The sequence below is a fragment of the Vibrio sp. ZF57 genome, assembly GCF_001691235.1.
Classification (GTDB): Bacteria; Pseudomonadota; Gammaproteobacteria; order Enterobacterales; family Vibrionaceae; genus Vibrio; species Vibrio crassostreae_C.
On the sequence record NZ_MAKD01000091.1, the window covers coordinates 83,936 to 97,119 of the forward strand.

The window sequence follows — 13,184 nt, forward strand, 5'->3', positions numbered from 1 at the left end:
TTCTCGCTTCTCAATAGCATTTACGATACTTTTCCCCATAAACAAAAAACCTCTGCCAAGACAGAGGATTTTTGTTTTTAAAAGTTATGCGTGAAAACTAGCGGTTCTCAAAGCGGTTGTAATCCAACAGGCCGAACTCGATAGGTTGCGCTTGTTGATACCAGCGATGGACACGGTCACTGAACGGCCAAAACTCCGGAGAGCTGCGTCGTACAGCAAACTTATCAAGTAACGCCACGTAGTCTTCTTCTGTGCTTAAGTTTTGCAGCGTTTTAACCAGAGTAGGAATCTCGCTCTCGGTTAATGATAGGTAAGCCGCAGGGTAGCTACCGACAACGCCTCGTACGAGGGTAAGGTCATCATTGGCGTAATCACGGTTACCTTCTTCATTAAACAAGCTAGAAATGTTGCTGTGCGCGTTATTGTGAATCATGGTGAACAGTTGCTCTTCGCCGTTTTCGCCTTCAATCATGATCATCACTAATTGAGGCACATGACGCAGGCCTTCGCCCTTTATCAAATTCACTTGGTTAAGCAGTGCTTCATTCTTCCTACCAAAACCTGTTTCAACAATCTCAAAGCGATTATCGAGAACAGGTGCGAGCTTATCTTTGATCATATCAAGCAGTTCGTGTTTCGGATCCGCCGTTTTGTAAACCACGCTGGTCGGCTGATCAAAAGGTGCAATGTTTCGCTGCAAATAGTCACTCAGTTGTGCGCTTTGGTTCTGGTACCAACTAGAGTGTTCAATGTGACGAACGTCTTTAGGAAGAAGGCTTAAGAAGTTACTCTCACCTTCAAGACGCAAGAAGTCCATGAACATGCGTGTAATCAGCTGGTGGCCAAAGTTGCCGTAAACATCGAAGCCTGCAACGAGAAGATAATGAATACGCTCTAGAAGAGCATAATCAAGAATCCACGCAGTCTTAGGTTGCGTGCCAACTAACCCTTGTACAACAGAGGCGCTATCGAAGTGCCTAAAGACGGTGAGAGCAGCATTCGGGTTGATGCCATCGCCATCCCAAATGATGCCAGTGTCTAGGTGGACGCCACTCTCGAACCATTGGTTAGTGAAGTCTGATTTCGCGTTTAGGTATTGCGCTTGTTGCTTTGCGTATCTTACCCAGTTGGTCACAGGTACGGTGTTACTTTTTAGTTCGCTAGGTAGCTTTAAATTTTTCTTTTGACTTGCGTAGAAGGCGTTGATTTCCGGAACATCGGCTTTCTCTGGGTCGATGAAGAAAACCCAAAAACGGTCGTTAATTACGTTCAAGGCAAGTTGACCACGACACACAGGTCCTTTGATATAGGCCATGATGGTGTTTTGCGCGTTATCTAACATGAAGTTGAAGCGCGAGTTTACTGGCAGTGCTTCAAACGAAGTCATTGGGTTAGCTGAAACATCGATGTCGTAACTAGGTAGTTGTTTTACTTCGTAATTTACGTCGACAAACCAGGTATTCCACTTTTGTAGACGCTCTTTATTAAGTGCGAAAGGCATGTGCGTTTTGTCGACGATAGTGCCTTGTTCTGGAATCAGACGGTAGTAAACACGGTCTACTTTTGGATCGTCATAAGGGCGACGAGTCGTGATGCGCTGTACCGCTTCACCTGGTGGTGTTGCAGAGCGAACAACAGTGAAGAAGCGTGTTGGCTGAGCTAAATCAGAAAAATAGACATGAGATAAAAACAGGTGCTCGTAGATGTAACGTGCTGAAAGTTGACTCTTATTGTCACTCTTGTTTAAAAAGCTTTCGTAGACATTAACGAGCTCTTGTTCTGCATCAGTCAATGGAATGTGGTCGTTCATTAACGCGCCATTTTCCAACCAACTCATTAAAGTCGCGTATTCGGTTTTGTCTAAGTTTGGCATCCCATAAGGCATTCCCCAAGTTGGGTAATCTCTCTCGTATTGAGCGTATTCTTCAATGGTTGGGCACTGTTGGTCGCGATCGATTGAAAAGTCGAAACCTTCAAGCTGGGTTTGATCGGGCAGAGGGTGATTCTCTTTCTGGATCAACATACGAGAAACAAGACCAGCATCGAGGTTAGCCGTTGAGTTTTGCATGCGCTCATTGAGGACAGGATGAAAATCCGCATCGCGCCACTCTTGCGTGGTTAAAGCATCTTCAAACAAGCGAGTAGGGGCTGATGCCGTTAAGCGGGTGCCTTGATAAACGAGTGCCTTGCTCGCGCCTCGGTCTATACCTTCCACTGAAGACATTTTGAGTTGGCAAGGGGCGTCATAACAAGCGTGACAAACCACGCATCGGTTATCAATGATGGGCTTTACTTCGTCAATGAAGTGCTGCGCTTGAGCTGAAAGAATAGGTGCTTGGCGATCGCGTACTTGTTGTTCACCAAACAGTTCGTCGAAGTTTAAACCCGCGTAGACGGCACAACCTGAGAAGACGCTAACAAAAGCTAAAATGAAGAGTTTTTTCAAATTCATACGTATTTAAATATTAGGCATTTTCTATAATTATATCGAAAATGATTGAAAATGCTCATGTTCTAACAATTTTGTAGACAAGATCTTGATGGGACGAGTGACTTGTCGATGCGCGTCACTCGCTAGTGCTCAGAAATTGGTGTTTAGACTTAGCTAGATTTAAGTCCCAAGAGCTAAAAGCTAGCAGTTAAGAGTTAAGAGCTAAGACTCATTGATTTACGTAACAAACAGAGAAGGGGACAGACAATCGCTCAAACTCTTTGATCCAGCGCCACTGGTTGTCTTGCAGTTTATCGCCAGGGCCTTTGACTTCAATCCAATGAAACTCATCGCCCTTGAACGCAATCAAATCCGGCATCCCAGTTCTAAATAGCTTTAAGTCACTCAATATCACTTTGAAGAGGTCTACAACCAAGGCATTTGGAATTGAAGCCATGCCGTGTTCGATGAGTGCTTTAGGAAAATAATTCCAATGAACAAAGGGGTTCGCGATACCTTGCTTTTCATCGTAAGTATCAAGAAAATGGTTCAGCCCATGTTTGGATATCGTTTGAAACACGGCTTCAATCTGTTCGGCTCGCTTGTCTACGAAATCTGAATGGTACAGATCCAATGGTCGATGTTGGTAACGATTGATAAAGGCGCCTTCAACGTCTGCGAAAATGACATCCCAGAAAGCCAAACCAAACAAGCCACACAGAAAACTGTTTTCTGAAAAATAGACGTCCCAACCTTGGTTCTCAAAATGCTGCTTTACCGCAAGCTCGACTCGAGTTTGGCTGAGGTCTAATTCCAGTTTTAACTCTTTGCAGCTCGGCTTTATGGTTCGTGAAACTTTGTGCCCCTGTTTCCGTAGCAGCCGGTCTTCAAGCTTAATAGCGACTTCCAACTCTGACACATCCGATGGAGTAGCTTTCATTTGCGTGACAATGTCACACATTAAGTCTAGCGTACCTTGCTTATCATAGATGCGTGCAAGTCGTTCTCTGCTCGGAGGAAGTGTAGATTGTCTGAACCAAAAGATAGCTTGGTCGTTTAGATTAAGCCTTTCAAGATCGCGAGCAATATCATTGATCAAACGCGATCGTTTTCTGGCAATACTTCTGTGTTCTGATTCTTCAGGAATCGCATTTAAAAGCAGTTCCAGAAACTCGCCATCTTTGCGGTCACCTTCTGAATACAAGCGTTGAATATCGCGCATCTGGATTAATTGATTGAGCTGATCCCTAGAGGTGAAGAAGCGGTGTTGCTTGCTTAATGGGTAGTTCTCAAAGGTGTTTAGCCCAAGGTCGCTTAACACGAACTGACTTAAGTCTTGATAGGTGTTGGCAAAGAACAGCAACAGTAATACATCAATCACTTGAGATTCGATGACGTAAATACAGTCGAAAGAGAGGTTTTGAAATTGATCAAAAGGTTGCTGATCAAGCCGTAACAACAGCTCGTCTTTCTTGGCATTTCTATGGCTCTTAAGGGCGGGGAATACACTCAACAGCTCTGGTTTGGTGAGCAAGTGAAACCCGAGCTCGACCTCACTAATGGCGAGGTCATGCTGTTCTTCGGGATGACTCAACCCAATGAAGCCTGAGCTGTTTAGCTCTTGCAGTACGGTCTTTAGATCTGGGATCTCAACATAGTTGAGTTTATCGCTGCGAAACCAACGGCCTTTACGAGAAAGCAAACGAACCATTAGGCATTGGCTTGAAACAGAAAGACGTTTGTATGCGGACAACCAACGACATTCATCATCACTCAGAAGATCGGGGTAGAGCGTTTGAGCGTGTTCAACCAGTCGATTGAAGTTGTCGAGATAATAAGTGGGGGAGAGCTGAAGAGTGGTTTCGGTCGTCAATGGAGAAGTCGCTTGATACAAAAAGAGCCTAACCCTAAGGTTAAGCTCTTCAGTAACAAATTCAATCTTTTCTGTTGATTAAGCTTGTGATGCTTTTAGTTCAGCAACTTTAGCTTCAGAGATTGGTTTAGTGATGATTGCTAGAACAATACACACTGCCATCATAACTGCAGAGATTGTGTAAGCTAGGCCGTAACCTTCGCCGTTTGACATTGAGAAGCCAACAACTGCTGCACCGATAGCGCCGCCGATACCCCATGCCGTGTAAAGCACGCCGTAGTTAGTACCGTAGTTTTTCAGGCCGTAGAACTCAGCAGTTAGTGTTGGGAATACTGCTAGAAGCGTACCGTAACCAACCGCTGCGATAGCCGTACCAATGATTAGCGTGAATTCAGAGTTGAACGTAGCGAATAGAGCCATGTTCGCGCCTTGAAGGATGAACGCTAGAAGTAGAGTACGTACGCCACCGATTTTATCTGCAAGCATACCCGCAGCAACACGGCCGCCTGAGTTGAATACTGCAAGGATAGACGCTAGGTAAACTGCGTTTGGCAGGTTAGCTTGAACGCTAGCAATTGTAGTGATGTTACCGATGATCATTAGACCAACAGATGCAGCGAATGCGTACATGATCCATAGAGAGTAGAACTGAGGAGTCTTCAGCATTACTTTCCAAGTTAGGTCTTCAGTCTTCTTAACCGCTTTAGGAGCTTGGCCTGCTTTTACTTTAGGCTCAGCTGGCGTGTAATCCGCTGGTGGGTTGTTGATTGTTGCTGCTAGAGGTACTGCGATTGCAAGTACACCAACACCAAGAATCATAAAGCTAGTTTGGATACCCATGCTGTCGATTAGCGCAGAAGTTACTGGTGCTAGGTAAATAGCCGCAAGACCGAAGCCTGCTGCGATAAGACCGTTAACCATACCTTTCTTAGAAGAGTGGAACCACTTCATTGCTGATGGAGACAGACATGCGTAACCGAAGCCGATACCTGCACCTGTTATAATACCGAACGTGATGTTCAGCATCATAGGCGTTGTAGCGAAACCAGAAGCAATCATACCTAGGCCTGTAAGCGCTGTACCTAGGATAAGGATCTTACGTGGACCCATACGGTCTTGTAGGATGCCCGCAACAAGAAGACAAACAGAGAATGTGATAGTTGCAATAGCGTAAGGTGAAGATGCTTCAGCAGCACTCCAACCAGCTTCAGTTACTAGCGCTTTGTTAAATACACTCCAAGCATACAGGATGCCAAGACAAAGGTTGATACAGAAGCCTGCTAGCAGGATACGTGTTGCTTTATCAATCTTGCTCATTTTTATTCTCAGTTTTGTCATCGGTTAGTGGAGAGCCACTTAACTAAAGACGGGTTATTGTGATTGTTTCTTCAAAATTAGTTTGCGTTTATCAACAGATAGCGCAAAAGAGCGCGGATTATAACCAATTAAAATGTGATTGGAATCTCTTTTTCCATTTTTGGTAAATTAAATTCAATTTGTTAATAAGTTGTTTTTCATTGGTTTTTGAAATGTTTTTAACACCTCTCTATTTTGTTCTTTTTCGCTCTGTCTTCTTATTATTTCAGGGATTTTGAGGTGATGGTTTTTGAATAGACGCGTATTGCGTGCGGATATCACAGAGTTACAAATAATTTTAATTAATTTCCAAGGTTAAATTTGTGTAACAAAATAAATCGTAACAGCGCTTTATTCATATGAGACAAGGAGTAACGGAGTTTTATTAAAAACAGAATGTTAATCAATTGTTAAGGGTGATTTTTGTTAGTACTTTTGCTTACATTTTGTTCGATTGGAGGGGTTGTGTTGTCCGTAAAAAGTGGGAAAATAGTATGCAAACTGAGATTCCAAATTTGAAAGGATGCGTTTCCAACTTATGGTGAGGCGAGTATTATGAAACTGTTTTTAATTTTATTGATGTCAATTTCTGGTGGTGTAGCGGCAGCTGACCATATTCACTCTTTCCTATTCGGCTTCTATGTTGCGGCTCTAGCAGTTGGTAGTTGCTACTGGCTTGCATTCCGCAGTACGCGTTTCCCACAGTTGGCATTAGTGCTATTGATGTGTGGCTTTTTTGCGAAAATTGCAGTGACTGTTATCGGTGTTTCTTGGGGTATCTCGAACGATATCATTCAATCGCCGTTCATTTTCTCATTGTCATACCTGTTCTTCTTAGTGGTTGTGTCTTACGTTTGGTTTGCATACCGCGATAAATTGACGCTAAAACAACGCGCTAAGAAGGTAGAAGAGTCTCGCAAGCAAGCGGCAGCATAATTCGATTTGATTCTTAAAAAGCCTTCTTCGGAAGGCTTTTTTGATCCTGCCTACCTGAACTCTATTATTTGGTTATGACGGCAGATAAAAGAAACCCCAGTATGGTGACATACTGGGGTTACTTGTTATGTATCTATTATCTAGCAGTTACCATCTACCAAAGACTACTCTGAAGGTGTGTTATTTCTTCATCATCTTAGCGAGATCGGCGAACGGGTTGTGTGTCGCTGACTGATGATCATCTAAACTCGCTTTTGCATCCACACCATAACGCTCATGGTCAGTGTATTTTGAATGCTCATGATCGTGACAGTACAGGCACAGTAGCTCCCAGTTGCTGCCATCTTCAGGGTTGTTTGTATGGTCGTGATCCACGTGGTGAACGGTAAGCTCTCGGAGGTTTGAGTAAACAAATTCGCGCGCACATTTACCACAAACCCAAGGGTACAGTTTTAGTGCTTTTTCGCGGTAGCCTTTCTCTTGGCGAGCATACGCTGCACTCGAACCTGTGAAATCAGAAGACATTGCCAAATCCTTATCAATTGTAATACCCCGATTTTATCACAGCTTTCTTGAAGCTGTCGGTATGTCGTTCGTAAAATCATTGCTAAATGATGCAGTGGACTTATCGATATTAGATTGAAGTTTGAATACAGACTTACCTTCTACACACTAACGCTTAAGCGGGTTATGTCTTTCTGGAATAAGCCATGCTTAACAGTTTGAAAATAAATCGTATTCAGGGGTTTTAACCGCAGGCATGTGACCTAATATCAGTTTGTGAGACCCTATATTAATAAGGAAATATCATGTCAGAACAATACACTCCGCCAAAAGTTTGGGTTAACGATACTGCTGGTGGTAACAAGTGGGCAAACATCAATAGTCCTGAATCTGGAGCTCGCTTTGATAAAGAGCTTCCTGTTGGTGACCATGCTTTTCAATTGTATTCTCTTGGCACACCTAACGGTCAAAAAGTCACTATCTTGCTTGAAGAGTTGTTAGCGGCGGGTGTTAAAGAAGCTGAATATGATGCGTACTTGATCAACATCGGCGAGGCTGATCAGTTCTCTTCTGGCTTTGTTGGCGTGAATCCAAACTCCAAAATACCAGCACTTGTCGACAAGTCTGGTGACGAAGACGTGAATGTATTCGAATCGGCATCTATCTTGATGCATCTAGCAGAAAAATTTGGTCACTTCTTACCAAAAAAAGGGGCAGCAAGAACACAAACCATTAACTGGTTGTTCTGGGCACAAGGTTCTGCGCCATTCCTAGGTGGTGGTTTTGGTCACTTCTACGCTTACGCGGATGAAAAGCAAGAGTACCCAATTAACCGCTTCGCAATGGAAGCTAAGCGTCAACTAGATGTGTTAGACAAGCAACTTGCTAACAGCACTTTCGTTGCGGGTGAAGAGCTGTCTATTGCAGATATCGCGATTTGGCCTTGGTACGGTAACTTAGTACTTGGCAAAATTTACGACGCAGCCGAATTTCTACAAGTTGAGTCTTACACCAACGTTGTGCGCTGGGCGAAGCAGCTAGAAGCGCGTGAAGGTTTCCAACGCGGCCGAGTGGTTAATCGTTCATTTGGCGAAGAGTGGGAGCAAGTACCAGAGCGCCATTCCGCAGAAGACATCGACCGTGTTTTAAAACTACGCCCGTAGTGATTTAAAGAAATAGTCAATATCACTAGAGTTTGTTTTCGATTCGTTCGAGTAACAAACTCTAGTTTTCCCATTTCAAATTGATCCTTCCGAAAGCAAGCTCACCTATTTAGGTTTGGCTATTAAAGGCGGTTTAGGTATAAACTTGCGACATCATAATTCTAAAGGATGGTGCCATGTACCACGGTCATATCTATTTCCCTCTGCGATTTGCAGAGCAAGCAGAAACACTGCGTCAGAAGATTTTAGCGAAACGTAAAGATGTATTAGAGGTTTTCCCATTAATACAGCGTTTGGTTGGTCCACATAAGATGCCAATGTTTGAGATTCACTTTGCGAACAAAGAGTCGGGCATTGTTGAATGGCTTGAGCAAGAACGCGGTGATATGTCGGTGCTTATTCACCCTGTAACTGGCGGTGAAGAAACTTTGGATCACACAGTACGAGCGATCTGGCTTGGTCGTGAATTGGGTGTCTTTGAAGAAACGCTTACTAGCTAATCAAATATACCAATATTGCACTTAACTCATTCCGACCGGAAAATACATGAACAATAAAAAGGCTCCTCAAATGAGGAGCCTTTGTTTTAAGGAGCCGTTTTACCAAGAAACCGGTTATCAAGAGCCTCTGGTTATCGGGCTGAACCGTTAACCAGAGTAGGGGGATTAAGCCTCTGCCGTTACTTTAGAGCCGCTCATCTTTTTAAGTGCTGCGTAGCCAAAGCCTGTTACTAGCGTACCTGCTGCAATCGCTACTAGGTACATAAGTACTGGAGAGATAGCGCCAGGAATCAGTAGTACGAATAGACCGCCGTGTGGAGCCATTAGCTGAGCACCAAACATCATTGAAAGAGCGCCAGTTAGTGCACCACCTGCCATACAAGCTGGGATAACACGCATTGGGTCTTTCGCTGCGAATGGGATTGCACCTTCAGAGATGAAACATAGGCCAAGAACGAATGATGCTTTACCTGCTTCACGCTCGCCTGCTTCAAACTTGTCTTTCACTAGGAAAGTCGCAAGGCCCATACCTAGAGCTGGAACCATACCTGCTGCCATGATTGCTGCCATTGGTGCGTAAGTTTGCGAAGCCAATAGACCAACACCGAATGTGTAAGCTGCTTTGTTTACTGGACCACCAAGGTCGAAACACATCATTGCGCCTAGAATCACACCCAGAAGAATCGCATTAGACGTTCCCATGTTGTTTAGGAAAGTTGTCATTGCGCTCATCACGCCAGATACAGGGCCACCCACGATGTAAACCATCACAAGACCAGTGAACAAACTCGCAATAAACGGAATGATCAGAATTGGCTTGAGGGCTTCCATGGATTGTGGAAGTTGAACTTTGTCGGCAATGAATTTCGCTGCGTAACCGGCAATGAAACCTGCTGCGATACCACCAAGGAAACCTGCGCCCGTTGAGCTAGCCAACATACCGCCGATTAGACCTGGAGCCAGACCCGGACGGTCAGCAATTGAGAATGCAATGAAACCAGCAAGAACAGGAATCATCAGTGCGAATGCAGAACCACCACCGATAGTCATCAGTGCTGCTGCTAACGTGCCTTCTTCTTTAAACGCTTCGATACCGAATACGAAAGAGAGTGCAATGATCAAACCACCGGCAACCACCACAGGAAGCATATGTGAAACACCTGTCATTAGGTGCTTGTACACGCCTTTCTTCTCGTCAGCAGGTGCTGAATTAGAAGATGCTGTGTGTTGGTATGGTTTAGCTTCTGCGAATGCTTTTTCCATCTCTTGCTTTGTTTTCTTAAGCGCAGGACCCGTTGTTGTTTTGTATAGCGCTTTGCCGTTAAAACGATCAAGAGGAACGTCGATGTCGGCAGCGATGATAACCAGATCAGCGTCTGCGATCTCTTGGTCTGTCAGTTGGTTTTTCGCACCTACAGAGCCGCGAGTTTCCACTTTGATTTGGTGACCTAGGCGTTTGCCTTCTGCTTCAAGCGCTTCAGCTGCCATAAAGGTATGTGCAACACCCGTTGGGCAAGCCGTAATCGCTACGATCTTCTTGCTGCCTGTGCTTGCTGTTGTAGAAGAGTTTGGAGAGGTACCGGTCACTTCAACAGTGCTTTCAACTTGAGAAGCGTCTAGTACTGTTGCTTCTACTACCGCTTTCTCTAGAAATGCTTTTGCATCCGCAGTGCATTCCGAGATAGCTGCTTGGTACACTTTCTTGCCGACAAAGCGCGCTTTATCAACGTTGGTGTTGGCTGCGATAACCACAACGTCGCTGCTGTCGATAGTGTCTTGCGATACGGTTGAGTCAGGTAGCACGCTTGATTGACATTCAATAGCGGCGTTCCAACCCAGTGCTTTTGTCGCTTGCTCTAACAAGCCTGCTGCGATGATGCTGTTTGCTACGCCACTAGGGCAAGCTGTGATAATGGTAATATTCATAATAAACCTTTTGTCCTATTTGCTTGTGTCTAACTGGCTAGTTGGAGCACTAAGCGACTGTAATTGGATATTTTGTAGTACTGAATCCAGCTCTTGTTGGCTGGTGATGCCCACGCCTACCTGTGAAACTGCTAGAGCAGATAGGGCGGTTGCGAATTTAATAAGTTCTGGTTTCGGCATCTGTTGCATGTGACCCCAACATAGGCCAGCAACTAAGGTGTCGCCTGCGCCTACTGTGCTCACTACTTGCATACGCGGCGGTTGAGCATGTAACCATTCACCTTGGTTAAGCCACATCACGCCTTCTGCGCCAAGTGACACCACGATGTTCTCAATACCTTTTTCATTTAGGGCTTGGCCCGCGTGTTGGCATTGGTCACGAGTTGTCAGCTCTGCATTGAACAGCTGAGACAGCTCTTCATCGTTTGGTTTGATTAACCATGGTTGTGCATTGATACCGGCTTTAAGTGCGTCACGGCTGCTATCAAATAGAACCTTCTTACCTAAATCGTGTAAGCGTTGAACCCAAGAAGCGCAAAGCTCAGGAGAGATGCCTTGTGGCAAGCTGCCAGCAATGACGAAGTAATCGTGCGTTTCAGCAAGTTCTAATAGGGTTTCTTCGAACGCTTTAATCGCGTCAGCGTCAACAGGAACACCTGGGAAGTTGATGTCGCTTACTTGGCCTGAATTCTCTACCAATTTCACGTTAATGCGAGTTGCGCCATCAACACGGATGAAGCGGTCAGCTGCGCCCATCTGTTCAAACAGTTGGCAGAACGCTTCTTCGTTATTGCGACCAAGGAAACCTGTTACGGTCACTTTCGCGCCAAGCTCTGAAAGAACTTTTGCGACGTTTACGCCTTTGCCCGCTGCGTGCAAAGAGCCTTTGTTTACTAGGCTCACTGAACCCACGTTAAGTGCGTCGATAGCACCTGTCAGGTCTAGAGCAGGGTTAAGCGTTACAGTAACGGCTTTGATTTGTTTATCAGACATATCGACTCCTTAACCTTCGCCAAGGCCTGAAGCGATAGCTTTGCCAATCGATTCAAGTGCTTGTGCTGCGTCTTCACCTTCAGCAACAAACTGAAGCTGATGGCCGTGTTTAACGCCAAGAGCGATCACTTTCATCAAGCTCTTCGCGTTCACTTCTTTTCCGTCGCCATCTAGGTTTGACACGCGGATTGTTGATTCAAACTTCTTCGCTTCAGCGACTAGCATTGCGCCCGGACGAGCGTGCAGGCCGTGTGCGTTTTTGATTTTGAATACTGCGCAGTTGTCATCGTCTTGAGACGCTGTAGAAACCGCTTCACCTTTCAGAAGGCCAATCACTTGCGCTGCGTCAGTTGTTAACAGTTGTTGCTGTTTACCTTCGAAAACCATCTTGCTTAGGTTTGCCAGAATAGATTGGTGCGCGCTGTTACAAGCTGCGAATGCGACTAATGCTTTCACTGGTGTGCCTTCGTATTCACAATGGTTCGCTGTTGAAACGAAAGATACGCCAGTGCGTGTTACGCCTTTGTCGCTGCCCAACAACCACAGGCCTTGGCCTAGGTGAGTTGGTGTTTTTGTTACTAGGTCAGCAACGAATGCGTTGTCTGTGCAACCTGTGTTCTTAAGTAGGCCACCCGCAACGGCAGACATTTGAATCATGTCGCTCGCAGGGAACAGTAGCTGAACTAAAGAAGCGTCTAGGTCGGCTTCTAGCTGAACTTCGCCGTTAAGTAGGGCGATGATTTCGTCTTCTGATTTAGCTTGCTTTAATTTCTCTTCAACACCGTCTGCCGCTAGAACCTTTGTTAGTTGCTTAAGAATGCCTAAGTGCTCGTCAGATTTCGCTGCAATACCAATTGCTACGTAAACACGGTTGCCGTCTGCCCAATCAATACCTTCAGGGAAGTGGTGTACCGCAACGCCTGTCTCTTTTACTAGGCCACGAGTATCCGTCGTTCCGTGAGGAATCGCGATGCCGTTACCTAGGAACGTAGAGTTCTGGTTTTCACGGTTCAGCATTCCTTCAACGTAACCAGAGTCAACTAAACCTTTAGCTGTCAGGTCGCCAGCAATGTTTTGGATTGCTTTGAATTTGTCTTCGGCAGTTTGGCCTAGAGTGATGTCAGATTTTGATAATTTAAGCATGGTGCCTCTTTAGCGTATCGCTTGAGAATTTGTGTATCGCTACGATTCAGTCTAGAGCAATATTTGCCCGCTGCTTTATGCTTGCTGAATCGGTTCAGCATTCAGTGTAAAAAAATTCAGCAAAGCCGATTTTGGTTTTCAAAATAGTTTTGCTGCGTGTCGTAATTCCAGTTTCGTTAACAACAAGAAGCTGAATCACGACAAATGACGCTCAATCCATTCAAAAGGATGATTGAAGTCACTTTTCAGATTTTGCTGAATCCTTTCAGCTTTTATACTGAATCGATTCAGCATATAATTCAACTAATCCGAGGATCAGATCATTGGTTATATGATCCTACGCACAAAATACAGGTCAC

The 13,184-nt window shown here is 44.9% G+C and carries 10 protein-coding genes; 3 read left to right on the top strand and 7 right to left on the bottom strand.

The features are described from left to right. Positions 1–97: 97 nt before the first annotated feature. The 3 genes from A6D97_RS13410 to A6D97_RS13420 form a co-directional block, all read right to left on the bottom strand. Positions 98–2,452 carry a fatty acid cis/trans isomerase gene (locus A6D97_RS13410; RefSeq protein WP_065584599.1) on the bottom strand — a complete coding sequence of 785 codons (2,355 nt, stop codon included), beginning with the start codon at positions 2,450–2,452 and terminating at the stop codon, positions 98–100. A 208-nt stretch (positions 2,453–2,660) separates the two neighbouring features. Further along, complete coding sequence (locus A6D97_RS13415; protein WP_065584600.1) at positions 2,661–4,325, bottom strand: VRR-NUC domain-containing protein; 1,665 nt, start codon at positions 4,323–4,325, stop codon at positions 2,661–2,663. Between the two features lie 57 nt (positions 4,326–4,382). Then, positions 4,383–5,621, bottom strand: a complete 1,239-nt coding sequence (locus A6D97_RS13420; protein ID WP_017067032.1) for an OFA family MFS transporter — start codon at positions 5,619–5,621, stop codon at positions 4,383–4,385. Between the two features lie 594 nt (positions 5,622–6,215). On the opposite strand from A6D97_RS13420, the gene A6D97_RS13425 reads away from it, so the two are divergent. Further along, positions 6,216–6,596: a hypothetical protein gene (locus A6D97_RS13425; RefSeq protein ID WP_017064770.1), complete on the top strand. Its 381-nt coding sequence runs from the start codon at positions 6,216–6,218 to the stop codon at positions 6,594–6,596. Positions 6,597–6,776: 180 nt separating this feature from the next. Here A6D97_RS13425 and A6D97_RS13430 read toward each other — a convergent pair whose 3' ends face one another. Beyond that, complete coding sequence (locus tag A6D97_RS13430) at positions 6,777–7,121, bottom strand: YajD family HNH nuclease (protein ID WP_017060876.1); 345 nt, start codon at positions 7,119–7,121, stop codon at positions 6,777–6,779. Positions 7,122–7,405: 284 nt separating this feature from the next. Between A6D97_RS13430 and yghU the strand changes: the two genes are divergently transcribed. Further along, positions 7,406–8,263: a glutathione-dependent disulfide-bond oxidoreductase gene (yghU, locus tag A6D97_RS13435; RefSeq protein ID WP_017067033.1), complete on the top strand. Its 858-nt coding sequence runs from the start codon at positions 7,406–7,408 to the stop codon at positions 8,261–8,263. A 176-nt stretch (positions 8,264–8,439) separates the two neighbouring features. After that, entirely contained in the window at positions 8,440–8,763 is a 324-nt protein-coding gene (locus A6D97_RS13440) for a DOPA 4,5-dioxygenase family protein (protein ID WP_065584601.1), read from the top strand. A gap of 165 nt (positions 8,764–8,928) precedes the next feature. On the opposite strand, the gene fruA is transcribed toward A6D97_RS13440, so the two are convergent. Genes fruA through fruB form a run of 3 tightly spaced genes read right to left on the bottom strand, consistent with a single transcriptional unit; the run spans position 8,929 to position 12,825 of the window. Further along, positions 8,929–10,689, bottom strand: coding sequence for a PTS fructose transporter subunit IIBC (gene fruA, locus A6D97_RS13445; RefSeq protein ID WP_017067034.1), 1,761 nt, complete (start codon positions 10,687–10,689; stop codon positions 8,929–8,931). Positions 10,690–10,704: 15 nt separating this feature from the next. Beyond that, a complete protein-coding gene (pfkB, locus tag A6D97_RS13450; protein ID WP_065584602.1) occupies positions 10,705–11,682 on the bottom strand; it encodes a 1-phosphofructokinase in 978 nt (325 codons plus the stop codon). A 9-nt stretch (positions 11,683–11,691) separates the two neighbouring features. Continuing rightward, positions 11,692–12,825: a fused PTS fructose transporter subunit IIA/HPr protein gene (fruB, locus tag A6D97_RS13455; protein ID WP_065584603.1), complete on the bottom strand. Its 1,134-nt coding sequence runs from the start codon at positions 12,823–12,825 to the stop codon at positions 11,692–11,694. Between the last annotated feature and the right edge of the window lie 359 nt (positions 12,826–13,184).

Bases quoted from the DNA above. Each gene is read 5' to 3' on its own strand.
- A6D97_RS13410 (WP_065584599.1), bottom strand. From the start codon at position 2,452: ATGAATTTGAAAAAACTCTTCATTTTAGCTTTTGTTAGCGTCTTCTCA.
- A6D97_RS13420 (WP_017067032.1), bottom strand. From the start codon at position 5,621: ATGAGCAAGATTGATAAAGCAACACGTATCCTGCTAGCAGGCTTCTGT.
- A6D97_RS13425 (WP_017064770.1), top strand. From the start codon at position 6,216: ATGAAACTGTTTTTAATTTTATTGATGTCAATTTCTGGTGGTGTAGCG.
- A6D97_RS13430 (WP_017060876.1), bottom strand. From the start codon at position 7,121: ATGTCTTCTGATTTCACAGGTTCGAGTGCAGCGTATGCTCGCCAAGAG.
- yghU (WP_017067033.1), top strand. From the start codon at position 7,406: ATGTCAGAACAATACACTCCGCCAAAAGTTTGGGTTAACGATACTGCT.
- A6D97_RS13440 (WP_065584601.1), top strand. From the start codon at position 8,440: ATGTACCACGGTCATATCTATTTCCCTCTGCGATTTGCAGAGCAAGCA.
- fruA (WP_017067034.1), bottom strand. From the start codon at position 10,689: ATGAATATTACCATTATCACAGCTTGCCCTAGTGGCGTAGCAAACAGC.
- pfkB (WP_065584602.1), bottom strand. From the start codon at position 11,682: ATGTCTGATAAACAAATCAAAGCCGTTACTGTAACGCTTAACCCTGCT.
- fruB (WP_065584603.1), bottom strand. From the start codon at position 12,825: ATGCTTAAATTATCAAAATCTGACATCACTCTAGGCCAAACTGCCGAA.